General features: G+C 34.3%; 16 protein-coding genes. 5 read left to right on the top strand and 11 right to left on the bottom strand.

Translation table 11 applies throughout. The annotated features are described in order from the left end of the window. Positions 1-353: 353 nt before the first annotated feature. The gene (locus tag B8977_RS06720; protein ID WP_084016929.1) at positions 354-2,246 is read right to left on the bottom strand and encodes a BamA/TamA family outer membrane protein; all 1,893 of its coding nucleotides are present in this window, start codon (positions 2,244-2,246) and stop codon (positions 354-356) included. A 133-nt stretch (positions 2,247-2,379) separates the two neighbouring features. On the opposite strand from B8977_RS06720, the gene B8977_RS06725 reads away from it, so the two are divergent. The 3 genes from B8977_RS06725 (at position 2,380) to B8977_RS06735 (ending at position 6,114) form a co-directional block, all read left to right on the top strand. After that, positions 2,380-4,638 (top strand): C25 family cysteine peptidase, encoded by a 2,259-nt coding sequence (locus B8977_RS06725; RefSeq protein ID WP_084016930.1) that lies wholly within the window; start codon positions 2,380-2,382, stop codon positions 4,636-4,638. Positions 4,639-4,703: 65 nt separating this feature from the next. Then, positions 4,704-5,009 (top strand): hypothetical protein, encoded by a 306-nt coding sequence (locus B8977_RS06730; RefSeq protein WP_084016931.1) that lies wholly within the window; start codon positions 4,704-4,706, stop codon positions 5,007-5,009. Between the two features lie 52 nt (positions 5,010-5,061). Next, entirely contained in the window at positions 5,062-6,114 is a 1,053-nt protein-coding gene (locus B8977_RS06735; RefSeq protein ID WP_084016932.1) for an AI-2E family transporter, read from the top strand. 214 nt (positions 6,115-6,328) lie between these two features. Here the strand turns inward: B8977_RS06735 and B8977_RS06740 are convergent, their stop codons facing one another. From B8977_RS06740 to B8977_RS06750, 4 genes are all read right to left on the bottom strand, one after another. Continuing rightward, complete coding sequence (locus B8977_RS06740; RefSeq protein ID WP_084016933.1) at positions 6,329-6,655, bottom strand: translation initiation factor; 327 nt, start codon at positions 6,653-6,655, stop codon at positions 6,329-6,331. A gap of 74 nt (positions 6,656-6,729) precedes the next feature. After that, positions 6,730-7,071, bottom strand: coding sequence for a cupin domain-containing protein (locus B8977_RS06745; protein WP_159447464.1), 342 nt, complete (start codon positions 7,069-7,071; stop codon positions 6,730-6,732). Then, positions 7,019-7,513 carry a hypothetical protein gene (locus B8977_RS15080; RefSeq protein WP_159447465.1) on the bottom strand — a complete coding sequence of 165 codons (495 nt, stop codon included), beginning with the start codon at positions 7,511-7,513 and terminating at the stop codon, positions 7,019-7,021. The genes B8977_RS06745 and B8977_RS15080 overlap by 53 nt, the downstream gene beginning before the upstream one ends. Further along, complete coding sequence (locus tag B8977_RS06750; protein ID WP_084016935.1) at positions 7,510-8,085, bottom strand: cupin domain-containing protein; 576 nt, start codon at positions 8,083-8,085, stop codon at positions 7,510-7,512. Before B8977_RS06750 ends, B8977_RS15080 begins: the two co-directional genes overlap by 4 nt. A gap of 165 nt (positions 8,086-8,250) precedes the next feature. On the opposite strand from B8977_RS06750, the gene B8977_RS06755 reads away from it, so the two are divergent. Together B8977_RS06755 and B8977_RS06760 are read left to right on the top strand one after the other, a co-directional pair. Then, positions 8,251-9,366: an NAD(P)/FAD-dependent oxidoreductase gene (locus tag B8977_RS06755; RefSeq protein ID WP_084016936.1), complete on the top strand. Its 1,116-nt coding sequence runs from the start codon at positions 8,251-8,253 to the stop codon at positions 9,364-9,366. A gap of 25 nt (positions 9,367-9,391) precedes the next feature. Further along, positions 9,392-9,829: an FKBP-type peptidyl-prolyl cis-trans isomerase gene (locus B8977_RS06760; RefSeq protein ID WP_084016937.1), complete on the top strand. Its 438-nt coding sequence runs from the start codon at positions 9,392-9,394 to the stop codon at positions 9,827-9,829. Between the two features lie 85 nt (positions 9,830-9,914). On the opposite strand, the gene B8977_RS06765 is transcribed toward B8977_RS06760, so the two are convergent. From B8977_RS06765 to B8977_RS06790, 6 genes are all read right to left on the bottom strand, one after another. Further along, positions 9,915-11,843, bottom strand: a complete 1,929-nt coding sequence (locus B8977_RS06765) for a M1 family metallopeptidase (protein WP_084016938.1) — start codon at positions 11,841-11,843, stop codon at positions 9,915-9,917. Positions 11,844-11,855: 12 nt separating this feature from the next. Then, entirely contained in the window at positions 11,856-13,145 is a 1,290-nt protein-coding gene (gene hemL / locus B8977_RS06770; RefSeq protein WP_084016939.1) for a glutamate-1-semialdehyde 2,1-aminomutase, read from the bottom strand. Between the two features lie 173 nt (positions 13,146-13,318). Continuing rightward, entirely contained in the window at positions 13,319-13,699 is a 381-nt protein-coding gene (locus B8977_RS06775; RefSeq protein ID WP_084016940.1) for a GreA/GreB family elongation factor, read from the bottom strand. A 336-nt stretch (positions 13,700-14,035) separates the two neighbouring features. Beyond that, positions 14,036-15,088: a glucosaminidase domain-containing protein gene (locus tag B8977_RS06780; RefSeq protein ID WP_245828480.1), complete on the bottom strand. Its 1,053-nt coding sequence runs from the start codon at positions 15,086-15,088 to the stop codon at positions 14,036-14,038. Further along, positions 15,085-15,996, bottom strand: coding sequence for a 1-aminocyclopropane-1-carboxylate deaminase/D-cysteine desulfhydrase (locus B8977_RS06785; protein WP_084016941.1), 912 nt, complete (start codon positions 15,994-15,996; stop codon positions 15,085-15,087). The genes B8977_RS06780 and B8977_RS06785 overlap by 4 nt, the downstream gene beginning before the upstream one ends. Continuing rightward, on the bottom strand, positions 15,993-16,319 hold the full coding sequence (locus B8977_RS06790) for a hypothetical protein (protein WP_084016942.1): 327 nt from the start codon (positions 16,317-16,319) through the stop codon (positions 15,993-15,995). The genes B8977_RS06785 and B8977_RS06790 overlap by 4 nt, the downstream gene beginning before the upstream one ends. Positions 16,320-16,321 lie beyond the last annotated feature (2 nt).

Here is a 16,321-nt window from a genome sequence, read left to right on the forward strand (position 1 = left end):
GAAGAGGAGTTGCAATGTAAAGCCCGACCCTGAGGTTCTGGTATTTATAATTATATCAAATCTTCTTTCCCAAAGCAGATTCCTAAATTATTATTCTAAACTTTAGGATTTCTCTATAAATAATACTCATGTTTCTTATAATGAATGATATATGAGATTGCTAATTGAGGATTTTATTTTAGATATAATGCAAATAAATTTCTTTCTTATTACATTTTAAAGTTAATTTACTAAGATTTTACTCTGATAATTTATTTTAAAGTATAAAGTTTATGAGAAATAAAATCAATATCAAGTTGAATGGTATGTTCGTTTATACTTGTGATTATTTCAATGATTTTGAATAATTATGCTTAATAAACAAATCTTGGATTGTACTCTATGAGTTCAGGTTTTCCGAAGTCAAAGTCCATGAGTTCATAATCTCGGTTGTCGAAGGTGTTGGTTTTGAATATATTATCTCCATGTCCGGGAATGCTATTGTACCATGCAAAAGATAGTTGGAAATTGTTGAACACCAAATAATCATTCGTAAACATTACACCAATTCCAACTTTTGCATAGAGCTTACTGTTGATTAAATATTCTCCTTCATTGCTTATTAATCCTAACGATGAACTTAAAAATGGAGAAATCCGAAATCCAAGGAATTCGTAAGGAGAATAGGACTGTATCTGGATTTCAGTAAGCCATTTATTTGTACCAATGACATCTACACTGTGAAAGCCTACGATGCCCAATGGATCATGTTCGTTGAGCGTAAGTCGGTCACCTCGTGAATCTACACGATTGTTTCCTACGATAATGTTCGAGGAAATAAAATTTCTAAATTTCCATTGCCCCCAAGTCATTAATCTGGTGAAATAATTTGTTTTGAGAGAAAAGACAGATTGTTCTGATTTTGAACCTTTAAGAAATCCACCATATTGTGCTTCAAAACCAAAATAACCCAATTTGTAATAATTCCCCATTTTAAATCCTCCCGCGAGATAAAAGCGGTTTCTTTGATTTTTATTCTGAATACCTGCGGTAATTCCATACGACATTCCCACAGGGATATCCTCTACGATATCATAATTTCGGATAAATCTGTCCTGAACGAAATTTCTTCTTGAAATACCGATGCCAACGAGATAAAATTCTTCATCTGAATAATAATCAATCGGATCAATCAGTGGCGTTGGACTTTGCACATAATCTACTTTGAAATAACGTCCCGATACAATTAAATTATTTAATCTTTCGGCAGCTGTTTTTTCAGTATCGAAAAGCCGGATTGCATAACCGCCCCAATAATCCTGTAAATTGTATTTGAAATTTTGCGCAAAAATCCCTTTGTCATTAGGTATAGAGTCCTGATAAGCTCTCTGACCGACATAGATACCACCCGCCCATCTTGTAAGTGGAGAGAAAAATCTTCTTTGAAATGAAATTCCTTTGGTGTATTGGTTTTCTTCGTCACTGTAATAGCCAACGTTGAATGAAATGAAAGTCCGTTGGATATTGGGAACTGTATAACGGGTGGAAAATCTGTTGTTTCCGGTTTCAAAATTTTGTCTGTATCGACTGTCAAAATCATGTCCTAATCCCATAAAATTTCGGTCTCTCAATCTCAATCCCACTCTGCTTCCGGAATAAGTAAGATTTGGAACAATTGTCCAGGAATCCAAAGTACGTACGACCAAATCTACGCTGTCAGAATTTTCGCCTACAGGAACTGTTTCGATTTGTACTCTTCTTATAAATCGCTGGCTTCTCATCAAACGTTCCGATTCCAGTATTTCTAAAGAATCTAAAACATCACCTGACTTGGGAAGTAAATAATTCCTGACAACAAATTTTTTAGTTTTGGCATGTAGAAAATTTCCTGCTTTTTCAAGGAAAGAATTAGGTATTTCAGTAGAATCTGTGAGGGAGTACCCAAACGGATCATGTGATTCTATTTCTATATTTCTTATGATTTTTCCTTCGGAATCTTCGAATGATTTCTGAGACTCTCCAAATTTATCAGTAGTTGCATTTGCTTTTTTCGTTTTAGGATTTCGGATAAATAATTTGTGAATGAACCGATTGAATTTATTTTTGTTCTTGTAATTATCCATCGATTGTAAAAATCTTTCGTCTTTCTCTGAAACTTTATCTTTGGTTTCTGTGCTGTCCTTTTCGGGAGTAATCTGAGCAAATGCAGAATGGTTCACAAATATGAAAGTAAAACATAATAATACCGTGAATCCTATATTCTTCATTAATCAATTTTCTAAAAATAAAGTTAAGTATTAAAGGAATTAGTTTGGCAATATTCAAATCTAACTATAAAATAATTAATTATCAATCAGAATAATTTGTACATTCGATTTTGATTTTCAAATATTTAACCACATGAAAAAAATATTTATTTACTGCGGGCTTGCTTTTTTATTCTTAAATACTACGCAAGCCCAGAATTTCAAACTAGAATCTGCAATCCAAAATTCAATTGAATTTACACACACATTAAATCCTTTTGAAAGGAATTCAATTCTCATAAGTGGTAATAATTACCATAATTTTGGATTAAGTCATAAAGTTCTTACTTCAGAATTGGGAGCTCCGGCAATTCCATTTTTTTCACAAGCTGTCATGGTTCCAAAAAAAGGAAATGTTTCTTATGAAATCCAACATGATGGTTTTTATGAAATTGAAAATATAGAAATAACACCATCTAAAGGAAATTTAAAGAGAAATGTAAATCCGGATACAATACCTTATACTTTTAGTGAGGTTTACAATCAAGATGCATTTTATCCTGGAGAATTATCTGTGATGAGTGATCCTTATATTTTGAGAGATACGCGTGGCACTACAGTTTCTTTGTATCCTTTTCAATACAATCCGGTTCAGAAAAAACTAAGGATTTATAATAATTTAAGAGTAGTTGTGAATACAAACTCTAGTCAAACAGGAACGAATGAAATTCAGAAAATTAATAATTTTAAATCTTCTGTTTTTAATGATATATACAACCATCATTATTTGAATCCATCTGAGAATCCAGCATATACCCCTATTTCCGAAATTGGTTCTATGCTGATCATAGCTGATTCTGAATATGTAGGTGAACTGACAAGATTTGTAGATTGGAAAAATGAATCAGGAATTAAAACGAATATCGTAACAACTACTCAAACAGGAGCCACAGATACAGCAATAAAGAGTTTTGTAGAAGATTATTATGAAAACAATCCTGATTTGGTCTTTGTACTTCTGGCAGGAGATTCAGATAAAGTAGCTTCACATACTTATGGTTCTTCCGGTTGGGAACAACTTTGGAGCGACAGTTACTATGGTCAGATAGAAGGCGGGAATAATGATTTTTATCCGGAATTACTGGTCGGAAGATTGTCGGGAGATGCAGAGGAAATCGGAGTTATGGTAAGCCGCATTTTAGAATATGAAAAAAATCCAATGGAAGGAGTTTGGATGAAAAATGCGATAGGGCTAGGATCTAATGAAGGTTCGGGTTATGGTGATGACGGAGAAGCAGATTACCAGCATTTGAGAAATATCAGAACAGAATTACAGGAATTTGGATATGAAGACGTACACGAATTTTATCAAGGTTCGCAAGGAGGAGGAGATGCTGCCGGAGAGCCAACTCCAACTATGATTAATAATGCTATAGATGAGGGAATAGGTCTTTTCAATTATACCGGACACGGATGGCTGGATGGTATGTCAACAGGGAATTATACTTCAAATGATGTTCTGAATTTAACCAATAATGGCAAATATCCATTTGTAGTTTCAGTTGCCTGTAACAACGGGACTTTTGTTGGAGAAACAACCATAGGAGAAGTATTTTTACGCGCTACATACGAGCAAAATCCGGCAGGTGCGATTGCATTTGCAGGGTCTTCAATACTTATGGCTTGGGCTCCTCCTATGCAGACGCAAGATGAAATGACAAATATTTTAACCGAAGTTTATGATAACCACAAAAACATCACATTAGGAGGACTCTTTTACAATTCTCAAATTAGTATGATGTCAGAGTATAATTCAAATTCAACAGCAAAAGAAGTAATGCAGACATGGATTTTGTTCGGAGATCCGTCAACGGTATTCAGATACGACGTTACGCAGGAAATTACGGCTCAACATGCAGAAATAATAGCTGAAAATGCTTCAGAATTTGAAGTGACCGATTGTAGTGCAGAAGGAGCATTGGCAACATTGAGTCAAAATGGTGTGATTTTAGGAAAAGCTAATATTTCAGAAGGTATCGCAAATATAGAATTAGCAGAGTCTCTCGATCCAGATGCAGCATTGCCATTACTTACAATTACCAAACAAAATCATAAACCATATCAGTCTGAAATTGAAATGGGAATTATGGGTACAGTAAACCTGGCATTAAATGAAATCAGAGTTTATCCCAACCCAGCAAAGGATGTGGTAAATATTAATTGGAATTCCAATCAAAAAATTACACAAATTGAACTAAGAGACATGACAGGGCGATTATTGTCAAACAGTAAACTGACAAATAATAATTCAAATTCTTATCAGTTAAATATTTCTAATTATCCTAAAGGAAATTATTTATTGACCTTTGTACTAGATGGTAAAACTTTCAGTAAAAAATTAATTATGAAATAATTATAATTTGTAAAAATAAAAGCCGTTTTCAATAAAGAGAACGGCTTTTTTTATAAATTCAATTTATGAAAAAACATATCGGAACTTTACTTTTAACCGGATTGCTCATAAGCTGTACGATTCAGTCAAAATCAAATGAAGATAGTTCCAGAGAGATAAATGGAATGGGATTTATAAGATTAGAAAAAAAGTGTTTCATATTGGAAACAGAAAAAGAAACTTATTTCCCGATTAATCTAAATGACGATTTAAAGATAGAAGGAATTCGCGTTAAATTTAAATTACAAATTATACCACATGCAATCAAAGATGCATCATGCACTGATTTTCAACCTGCCGAAATAAAAGAAATAATTCCTTACAGGAAATAGGACACTAAGCGGATTTCATTTAAATTTGATAACAGCTAAACTCTAGTACAATATGTTCAGAAAATATATTCCCAATAGCATTTTAAGACAAGTGCTTTTTCTATTGATATCACTGTTGATGGTCATCTTGGTAATCTATCATTTATCCGCCTTTATCCCTGGATTTTTGGGTGCGTTTTGTTTGTATGTTTTATTGATTCATCCGCTCAGATGGATGATTTTTAAATGGCGTATGAAACGTTTGTTAGCAGTTGTTTTGTTGATGTTTACGAGTATAATCATCATCGCAGCGCCTCTCTATCTTTTGATAAGTATGCTGACTGATAAAGTAGCCATTGCGCTTGAAAGCAAAGATAAAATTCAGCAGGACATTCAAACTGCAGTAGAGCAGGTTAGCAACTCACTGGGCGTGGATATTTTGCATGAAATTAATTTTTCAGATATAACCTCTGTCGGTATCAAAATCATCCAGGAAGTTTTGAATACTTCGATTAATAGCCTTGTGCAATTGGGAGTTGCCTATTTGATACTTTATTTTATGCTGATGAATTATCGTAAAATGGAAAATTGGTTTTATGACAATATACCATTGAAAACCGAAAACCTGATTATCTTAAATAAAGACCTTCGTGATTTGGTGATTTCCAATGCAGTAGGAGTTCCTGTGGTGGCTGTGCTTCAAGCTTTTGTAGCTTATTTAGGTTATCTGATGTTTGGGCTGGAAGGTGCATTCGGGTGGTTTGTTTTGACCATATTTGCAGCCATGATTCCAGTTTTAGGCGCTTCTTTGGTTTACATTCCTGCTGGGATTTATATGCTCGCAAAAGGTGATACTACCAATGCTTATCTGCTGCTCGCATACAGTTTTATCATCGTTGGTTTGGCGGATAATCTTTTCAGACTCTGGACGCAGAAAGTAATGGCAGATGTGCACCCGCTCATTACCATTTTTGGAGTAATTTTAGGGATAAATGTGTTTGGATTTATAGGAATTATTTTTGGACCTATTTTACTTTCATTAGTAATTTGGATGTTTAGAATTTATAAACTTGAATTCTCAAGCGAAGCACAAACCAAAACTGAAACCCATAGTGAGAATTTATAACCTTATCTTTTTCAGTTGATTCACAATCGTTAAACAAATAAATTTGTATTTTTGTTCTAACAAAAAATTCTGATAATATTTTATTATTCAGTTTTTGGGGGTCATTTTAGGTCAATTGTCTTTCTGCCACCGGATTTTAATTAGCATCACGCAACTAAAATTCATTTCGAAATTCAAAATTCCCTTTAATCGTGCCCCCTTTTATTATAGAATTTTATCCTCCCACACGCTTCACTTTAAACCCTTTGTCTTTTAAGAATTGCATGATTTTGTCGCGGTAATCGCCTTGAATGATTATTTTTTCATCTTTGAAACTTCCGCCGACGCTGAGTAGTTTTTTGATTTCTTTTGCCAATTGCTTGAAATCTTCATCAGCTCCCGTGTAACCTTCTATTATGGTTTGCGGCTTCCCATTTCGCTTTTCAAATTTGCAAATCATGGGTTCGTGCTGCATCCAAAGTTCATTTTCAGTTTCCTGAATTTCTTCTTCAGATGTTACGTGGTCCGGAAATAAATTCTTGAGTTGGTCTTGTAAATCCATAATCCAAAATTAAAGAAATTCATTTTATTTTCACTCAAATTAAATTTCTAAAATTAACTCAAATCAAATTTTAATTACCAGCCGTCAGGTGCAATCTCCGAGGAAACCGTCCCTTTCGTACTGATGTAATGGAAAAAATCTTCTACTTTTTTCGGTGCAGGTGAGAAAATAGTAATCAAAGTGCCCGGATTGTTTTCAATCGGATTGATTACAGTGTGCAACGTTCCTCTGGGAATGAAAGCTGTATCCCCAGTTTTTATAGGGAAATCCTTATCGTCGATATGCACAATAAATTCTCCCGAAACGATGTAGATAATTTCATCTTCGTTACCATGAATGTGGGGCGGTGGACCACCTGCCAATTCAAAAATTTTGGGTATGGAAGTTTGGATGAACAAATCTTCTTGCGTATCCACCGAGGAAATTTTGCAATGCAAAAAGGCATCTTTGGGTTTCGTCCGTATAAATTTTTCCGATTTGATCTGAAATATCTTTGAGAAGCGGTTCTAATGGTGGCATATTTCTTCGCCAAAAATCATTGTTTTCAGCCGCAATCACCAATCGCCCATCGGGTAAAAAATGAGGAATTCCATATATTGCATTGGGATGTGCATATGTTTTCCAATCCATTGGATTTAGAATTAATAAGGTATAATCGGCTTTAACTTTGAATTTATTTTGAAAAAAAGTGTCCGCTTCCGCAAAATTCTCTACAATTTTGTCGGCACGATTTTCTGCACCTTTACTGAAATAAACTTTTTGTGAAACATCTTTTAACGGAACTAGATTCTCATAAGATTGTGTAAATGAAATCCCGGAAATCAACAAGACAATCAAAATTAATAATGAGTTTTTCATGTTTTTAAATTTTTATAATAAGCATCAATGTCAATAGGAGGACCAACATCTGAAAGGTCAGCAGAAGATTCTTTGGGGAAATTTCCGGAAGCGATAGTTTTGAAATAAGCTTCCATTTCGTCACTTCCCGGAATATGAATTGAAATCAACGAACCGGGATTGTTTTCGTGTGGATTGGCAAAAGTATGGGGCGTTCCTCTCGGAATAAATGTAGCATCACCTGTTTTCGCAGTAAAAATTTGTTTGTCAAGTTGAATTAAAAATTCACCCGAAACCACAAAAAATATCTCATCCTGCAATTTGTGGATGTGAAGCGGCGGACCGCCTTTGAATTTAATAGAACCAGGTAAAGTAGTTCCCATCAACAGCTGTCCGTCCGAATCTTTATTGGAAACCACGCAACGCAACAGTTCGTTAGCGATGGTTTTTTGTTCGCCATTAAAACGGCTTTCATTGGCTTTTATAAAGAAACCTTTTTGTGGTGGTGAAAATAATTTAAAATCTAAAAGTTTTCCAAATGAAAGCACAGGAACAGAAAGCAGTCCGGTCAAAATAAAATTTCTTCTTCTCATAATAAGTATTTAGGAGATTATTTTTCATTAAAGTTAAATGTTTGATTCTACATAATGTAAATCATTTTGTCAAATGAAATTTTGAATTTGTGAATGGTAATTTTCAACAGTCGAACTGCATTCATTCCATAAAATCATTCTATTTTTGACATAAATAATTTCAATATGAATTTAAGTTTTTGGGAACTCGAAACCTATTTTAGAAATGTCGATTTTACCATAATAGGAAGCGGAATTGTAGGATTGAGCACTGCTTATCATTTACGAAAAAAAAATCCTGAAGCGAAAATCATCATCATCGAAAAAGGAATGCTGCCTGAAGGTGCCAGTACCAAAAATGCAGGTTTTGCTTGTTTCGGAACTTTGTCTGAAATTCTTTGGTATCTGGAATCAAATCCTGAAGAAGAAGTTTATAAATTGGTGGAAAGAAGGTTCAAAGGTTTGCAAAAATTGCGCTCATTGATTCCTGATAAAAAAATGGATTATAATCAGTTCGGTGGTTATGAAATTTTTAGGAAAAATGACAAAGATTTGATGGAAGTTAGTTTATCCAATTTAGATAAAATTAATTCATGGCTGAAACCTATTTTTAATGAAAATGTTTATAGAAAATCTGAAACAGATTTCTGTTTCAAAAACACAGTCGGAATGATTGAAACAGATTTCGAAGGACACATTCATACCGGAAAAATGATGAAATCTTTTGTGGAATTAGTTATTTCAAATCAAATTTCGATTTTAAATAATGTCGAAGTAACTGCCATCAATGAGTTGAATCCAGGAGTTGAATTAGAATTAAAAAATGAATTCACAATCAAAACAGGGAAAGTTTTCCTTTGTACGAATGCGTTTACTAAAAAATTGGTTGATTTGGATGTCGTTCCAGCGAGAGCGCAAGTTTTGGTGACGAAACCAATTGAAAATTTAAAATTGAAAGGTTGTTTTCATATGGATGAAGGATTTTATTATTTCAGAAATATTGGCAATCGTGTTTTGCTCGGCGGCGGAAGAAATCTTGATTTGAAAGGCGAAACCACAACTGAATTTGGGACGACGGAATTGATTCAAAATCAATTGGAAACTTATTTGCGAGAAATCATTCTTCCCCATCAAAAATTTGAAATAGACCATCGCTGGAGTGGAATTATGGGCATGGGTGCACATAGAAATCCGATCGTGAAACAATTGTCCGAAAATGTGTATTGCGGCGTTCGTCTGACGGGAACCGGGATTGCTATCGGGTCGTTGGTAGGAGAGGAGTTAGCGGATTTATTAGATTAATTATACATTTACAAAAAAATAAAAAATGGGCGTAGCAGATATATTATTCAAAAGAAAACAAGAATTGGCAGCGAAAAACCTGAAAGAAGGTCAGGATTTCATGGAAGAAAATGGCAAAAAAGAAGGTGTAATTACTTTAGAAAATGGATTACAATATGAAATCTTAACTGACGCCGAAGGACCAAAACCGAACATCAAAAGCAATGTAAAATGCCATTACCATGGAACAACAATTAACGGAGAAGTTTTCGATAGTTCTGTGAAACGCGGCGTACCAGCTACTTTTCCGCTCAATCGTGTGATTGCAGGTTGGACGGTTGGCGTTCAGTTGATGTCTGTTGGGAGTAAATATAGATTTGTAATTCCCGCATGGCTTGCGTATGGCGAAGAACAAATCAGTAAAGAAATCGGACCAAATTCTACTTTGATTTTTGAAGTGGAGTTGTTGGGGATTGAAGGGTGACAATGATACATTAAATTATATAATCTAAACAAAAAAGCTTGCTGAAAAATAAATTTTAGCAAGCTTTTTATTTTTTTATAATGGATTATTTCACCAAAACTTTCATCAATTGCGTTCTGTTTCCGGATTGGATTTGAACCATATAAGTTCCGGTTGTCCAGTTTTGAGAATTGATTTGAACTTTAGCATTATTCAAATCTTTAGAATGATAAATCACTTTTCCTGAAACATCAAAAACTTTAATTTCATCTATGTTTTCTTTATTTTCAATGGTAAATGATTCATTTGCGGGATTTGGATAAATTGAAGCTTTTGTTGAGTTAGCAGCATCCAATTCTTCATTACCCAAAGTCGTACTTCCGATTCTGCAAACCACATCAAAACTAGGATTTACAGTATAATTTGTTACTGCAAAAGACAAATCAGTTACGTCGAAGGATTGTCCGTTTTGAGTTAAATTAAATCTTCTGGTAGCAGTTTGTCCGCCACTTCCACGGAATTGAATTTCCAACGGAGTTTCAAAGAAATCTACTGAATTATGAGATTGATTTTGATTAATAATAACTGTAATATTGTTACTTCCGCTATGCTTATTTACGGCAATATTGAAAATCGGGTGACCTTGACCGTAAATCCAGTCAGCAAAATAATTGTCCCAATTCATTCCGGTAGAAGCCTCCAAACTTGACTTGAATTGAGGAGTTGTTGCATAACCATAAGTAAGTGCAGGGTCGTTCAGGTAATTTTTCATAGACTGATAAAATAATGCATCATCATTAATTATATACCTAATTAAATGGACCATCATAGAAGCCTTTGCATAAGTCAATCGATAATTGAAAATTCGGTCTTCATTTTCAGGTTCAGGATTCCAAACCGAACCCCAGTTATTATCCGTTATGTACCAAACATAATCTTCTTTCCAGCTTTTAAAAGCATTTTCACCAAAAATTTCCTGCGTCATCAAACCATCGCTATATTCAGCAAAACCTTCATTGAGCCATATATCACTCCAAGTCCCGCAAGTAACCTGATTTCCAAACCATTGATGTCCTAATTCATGAACTACCAACCCAAAATCAAAATTTGCCACGAAACTCATCGTTGAATGTTCCATTCCTCCACCACGTTCCCATTCTGCATGACCGTATTTTTCTAATTTGTAAGGATAATCTCCAAACTTTTCACTCAAAGATGAAATATAACTTGGAACCTGATCCAAAGAAGATTGCGCTCCAGATAAAGACTCCGGGTAAACATAATTGATAATCGGAACATTCGTACCGCTGATATCTACAGAATTGTTGTATTCAATATAATTCGTAACCGCAATTGCAACCAAATAAACCGGGATCGGATAATTGTGCTGCCAGTGTGAAACTGAATTTCCGCCGCCAATATTTGTAACAGATTTCAAAAGTCCGTTGGAAGCGGCTTTCATACTGGATGGATGCGTTACATGGATGTCAATTTTTTTAACTTTATCAAGCAAATCATCTTTGCAAACCCACCAAGCTGAAGCGTGAAATGACTCGGAAATCGTTTCCGCAATCGGATTTCCATTATGGCTGAAAACGCTGTACCCGCTGGAAGTATTGGCATTTCCTGAAAAACTGATGGCAATAGAATCCAAATGATTTTGTGGAAGAGATGCAGGCAAGTTAATCGTCAAAACATCTCCTGAACGGGTGAAATTTGTAATAGGAGCCGAATGATAACTGATTGATTCTATGTCCAGATTTTGTTTTGCATTGATTTTTATCTGATTCAAAAGCTCAGTTGTTGTGAAATGCATAGTTGTTTTTCCTGAAAAATTTGAAACGTTTGGATCTGCATGAATTTCTAGACGATAATATTCAGGAACATAATCTGCATCTAAAAGAACTCCTTCTTCTGCATGTGTATGTTGTCCATTTTGAAATGCATTTTTTTCTTGAATGGAATGTTCGTAATTGCGTTGTGCCAAGGAAAATATAAATCCCAGACAAAATAGGATGGTAAAATTTAATTTCATGTTTAATGTGTGTTAATCAGTCGAAGGTACAAATTTTTCTATTGCAATTAATGTTTTTTCAATTTCTTCATTTTGAATGGAATCTGAAATAAACCAGGTTTCATAACCTGATGGAGGAAGATAAATTCCTTCATTCAATAAATGATGAAAAAATTGATTGAATAAGCTATGATTTGCTTGTTGTGCATCATCAAAATTCGTGATTTTATTTTCTCCAAAAAAGAAAGAAATCATCGAACCTAATCTATTCGTAGTATGTGCAATGCCTTTTTGAGAAAGGATGGAAGTAATTTCTTCGTGTAAAATTTTTGTGGTAGAATCAATCCTTTCATAAAGATTTAAATCATCTTTCAAAATCGATAAAGTCGTTATTCCGGCACGCATTGCGATTGGATTTCCAGACAAAGTTCCGGCTTGGTAAACCGGTCCCAATGGCGCCAAATAATCCATAATTTCACTTCTTCCGGTAAATGCTCCGACAGGAAAGCCCCCGCCGATAATTTTCCCGAAACAAACCAAATCCGCATTAATATTTAATTTTTCCTGAGCACCACCAAATCCCAATCGGAATCCAGTCATCACTTCATCAAAAATCAAAAGAGCATTGTTTTCTGTACAAATTGTTCTCAGATTTTCTAAAAAATTTTCTTCAGGAACAATGCAGCCCATATTTCCAGCAACAGGTTCGATAATGATGGCGGCAATTTCGCCTGAATTTGATTCAAACAAATTTTTAACCGATTCAAAATCATTGAATTTTGCGAGTAAAGTATCTTTAGCAGTTCCTTGTGTAACGCCCGGACTGTTTGGATTTCCGAACGTCGCCGCACCGCTTCCGGCTTTGATTAAAAATGAGTCGGAATGTCCGTGATAGCACCCTTCAAATTTGATGATTTTATCTTTTCCCGTAAATCCTCTTGCCAGACGAATTGCACTCATGCAAGCTTCTGTGCCGGAATTGACCATTCTGATTTTATCTACATTCGGGACATTTTCCACAATTAATTTTGCGATTTCCGTTTCCAGTTCAGTAGGCGTTCCATAAGAAAATCCTTTTTTTAGCTGATTGGTTACGGCTTCTAAAACCATCGGATGCGTGTGTCCCAAAATCAATGGTCCCCAGGAATTGATGTAATCTACATATGCTCTTCCATCTTCATCATATAAATAAGCACCCAACGCTTTTTGCATAAATATTGGCGTTCCGCCAACAGATTTAAATGCACGAACGGGTGAGTTTACGCCACCTGGAATGTAATTTTGAGCTTCTTGAAAAAGTGTGCTGCTGCGTTGGTACAACATATTAAATTTTTACTATGGATTTAAAAATGTAAATATAAAAAATCTAGCAGGATACAAAGTTTAACTTTTCTTTTTAATTTATTGTTATACAACATTCATCGCTATTTTTAAACAAAACACAAAAGCCTCCGTTTTTAAACAGAGGCTTTTATGTAAATTTCTGAAATACAATTTTAAACTATGAATGGTTCTACTTTTGAAATTTCAATTTTCTTTTCTCCGTCTTTAAAAGGCCAGAAAATAATATCTCCCGTTTTACGTCCTATAGTTGCTAAACCAATTTGAGATAGGATAGAATGTTTTCCCATTTTTAATTTTTCTTTATCAGGAGCAACAAAAGTGTACTCACTTTCCTGTAGGGTAGAATGATCTATAACCTTTATCCGACAATTGACCGTTACTATATCTGGAGAGAGGTCTTTTCTTAAGACTTGTTTTGCGTTTTTGAGTTCTGAAATCAAAATTTGTTCTTCCTGACTTGTTACTTTTTTTCTTCTTATTTGTTCTTTTATTAAATCGTAAAGTCCGGTTGTTAAAATAATATTTTCTGTCATGATATTTCTTAATTTAAAATTCCCCTTTTTTACTTTATAAATGACTCAATGCCATAAGTTTATTATTAAACTATGCTGAAAGTAAACTTTAAAGAGTTTGATAATTATATTTAAAAAAACTAAAAATTGCCCTGTCTTGAGTCATGACAGGGTTAGGAAATAAACTCTTTGGAGCGTTTTAGAAAAATATCATCATGTAAATAAATCAATGACAGCAACATCGTGTGAAGTTGTTTCTTTTCTTTGAAGAAAAAGGTTGTTGTCATATTCTCATCTGTGATTAATGACGAAGTTACTGATTTAATTTATATTAGCAATGAGATTAACAGTAAGGAGTTATTTTTTCTTAGTTTTCAAATTCAGAACAGTTCCTGCTTTGGGTTGTTGTCCTGCTTTTATTTTGTTAAAACTATACAGTTTTCCGATTTTCATTCCCACTTTTTGAGAAATCAAATACATATTGTCGCCTTGCTGAACTTTATAAAATTTCTCTTTTCCTGTAGTTTTCTTTTTATCAAGGAAAACAAATTGCCCAGGAGTGAGTTTTCCATTTTCAGGAAGTTCATTGAATGAAGCTAATTTTTTAGGACTGATTTCATACAGATTAGCCAGTTTCGAAATAGATTCTCCGTCATAAGCAATTATGTATTGGATACCGTTTGCGTGTTTTTTGATGCGCATCATCGGGTTGTCTTCGCGTTTTGCAACTTCGATGGTTTTGGTCGTTTGCTCAATTGTTTCTTCTACGGTTTTGGAAATCGGGTCAGGAATTACGGCAGCAATTACTTCTCCTGCAGTTTCCGTGGCATCTGTCATTCCGGTCAATGATTTTGTGGAAGAAGGACCAAACATTTCAATCAATTTCTTTTCCACTTCGTGGGGGAGCAATTTGTCAAACTTATCTAAATTATATTTTTCAATTCTTGAAATCAAAATACCCGCATACTTCGGATTGGTTGCATACCCGGCCTTTTTCAAACCATGCGCCCAAGCTTTGTAATCGAGGATATCCAGTTTGAACAAATCTTTGTAATAAGGACGCTCAGCCAAAAATTTTGAATGGTCGCGGTAACTTTCCTGAACTGAATTGTAAACGCGGAAACATTCGTTCGGCGCATCGTCTGTGTGGCTCATCGTTTTCCCGGTCCATTCGGTTTTACATTTGATTCCGAAATGATTCAATCCTTTTTCAGCCAATCGGCTTTGTCCTCCTCCCGTTTCTAAAATTCCTTGTGAAAGTGTTATGCTCGCAGGGATTTTGTATAAGTGCATTTCCTCAACCGCGAGTTTTGCATACAATCTGATGTACTCGATATCTTTGGATTCTTGCGCGAAATTTTTTATTGAAAACAATAATAAAAAAGTTAACAGTGCTAATTTTTTAATCATTTTATAATTGTTTTATTTTTTAATTCTAATTTTTTGTTCATTCCTTCAATTCCTTGCAAACCACCTGTGTGAACGGCTAGAATTTTGCTTCCTTTTGGAAAAAATTGTTTTTGAATCAATTCAAAAATTCCGTAAAACATTTTTCCGGTATAAATCGGTTCCAAATTTACGTCAAATCGGGATTTGAATTCGTTAATGAAATCTAATAATTCTTCATTCACTTTTGCATATCCGCCAAAATGAAAATCAGAAATCAGTTCCCAATTGGAACGCGAAGTAAATTTATTTATTTCATTTTTAAGAAATTCGGAATTTTTCAAAGCAGGAAATCCTAAGGTTTTTTGATGTTTTTCAGACGAATTAATTATTCCCGAAATCGTTCCGCCCGTGCCGATTGCACAACAAATAAAATCAAAATTAGAAGTATGTTCTCCTAAAATTTCTTCGCAGCCTTTCACCGCCAATTCATTCGTTCCGCCCTCGGGCAAAAGATAAAAATTGCCGAATTTGTTTTTTAAATTTTGAATGAAATTGTCTTCGGCTTTATTTCTGTAATTTTCTCTTGAAATGAAATGGAGTTTCATTCCGCAGTTTTGTGCAAAAGTCAAAGTTGAATTTTCATTGATTTTGTCCTCAATTTCTTCGCCGCGAATGATGCCGATGGTTTTGAGTCCGAATTCTTTTCCAGCTGCTGATACAGCGGAAATGTGATTGGAATAAGCACCTCCAAAAGTCAAAATGGAATCGTAATTCCCTTTTTGAAATTCTTGCAGATTGTATTGGAGTTTTCGGAATTTATTTCCTGAAATAGTTGCATGAATTTCATCTTCGCGAAGGATATGCAATTCGATTTCATTTATTTTTGTAATGAATTGAACCCGGGATTGTATTTCAGGGAACTGAATCATAAATATTTAATAAAATTCCAAAAATTCCTTTTCTTCAAAAACTCAAAATCAATTTCATTGGTATAAGCTTCTTTTTCAAAACTGATGTTGAAATAAGCAACATTTGGATTTTTGAATTGAATCCATCTTACCAGGAATTCAATTCCATACCAAATGAAAAAGAAAATCCAAAGCATTTCTATCTGCTGGCGCAAATGAATTTTTTCGTGATTGATGATTTTTTTATTTTCCTTGAGTTCTTTATCACGTAAAAATATAAAAGGATAGATGGCCAATCCTCTGAAATTCTTTGCAAAAAGCCATGAAAGTACAATTACAAACATAA

This window comes from Moheibacter sediminis, from assembly GCF_900176425.1.
Classification (GTDB): domain Bacteria; phylum Bacteroidota; class Bacteroidia; order Flavobacteriales; family Weeksellaceae; genus Moheibacter; species Moheibacter sediminis.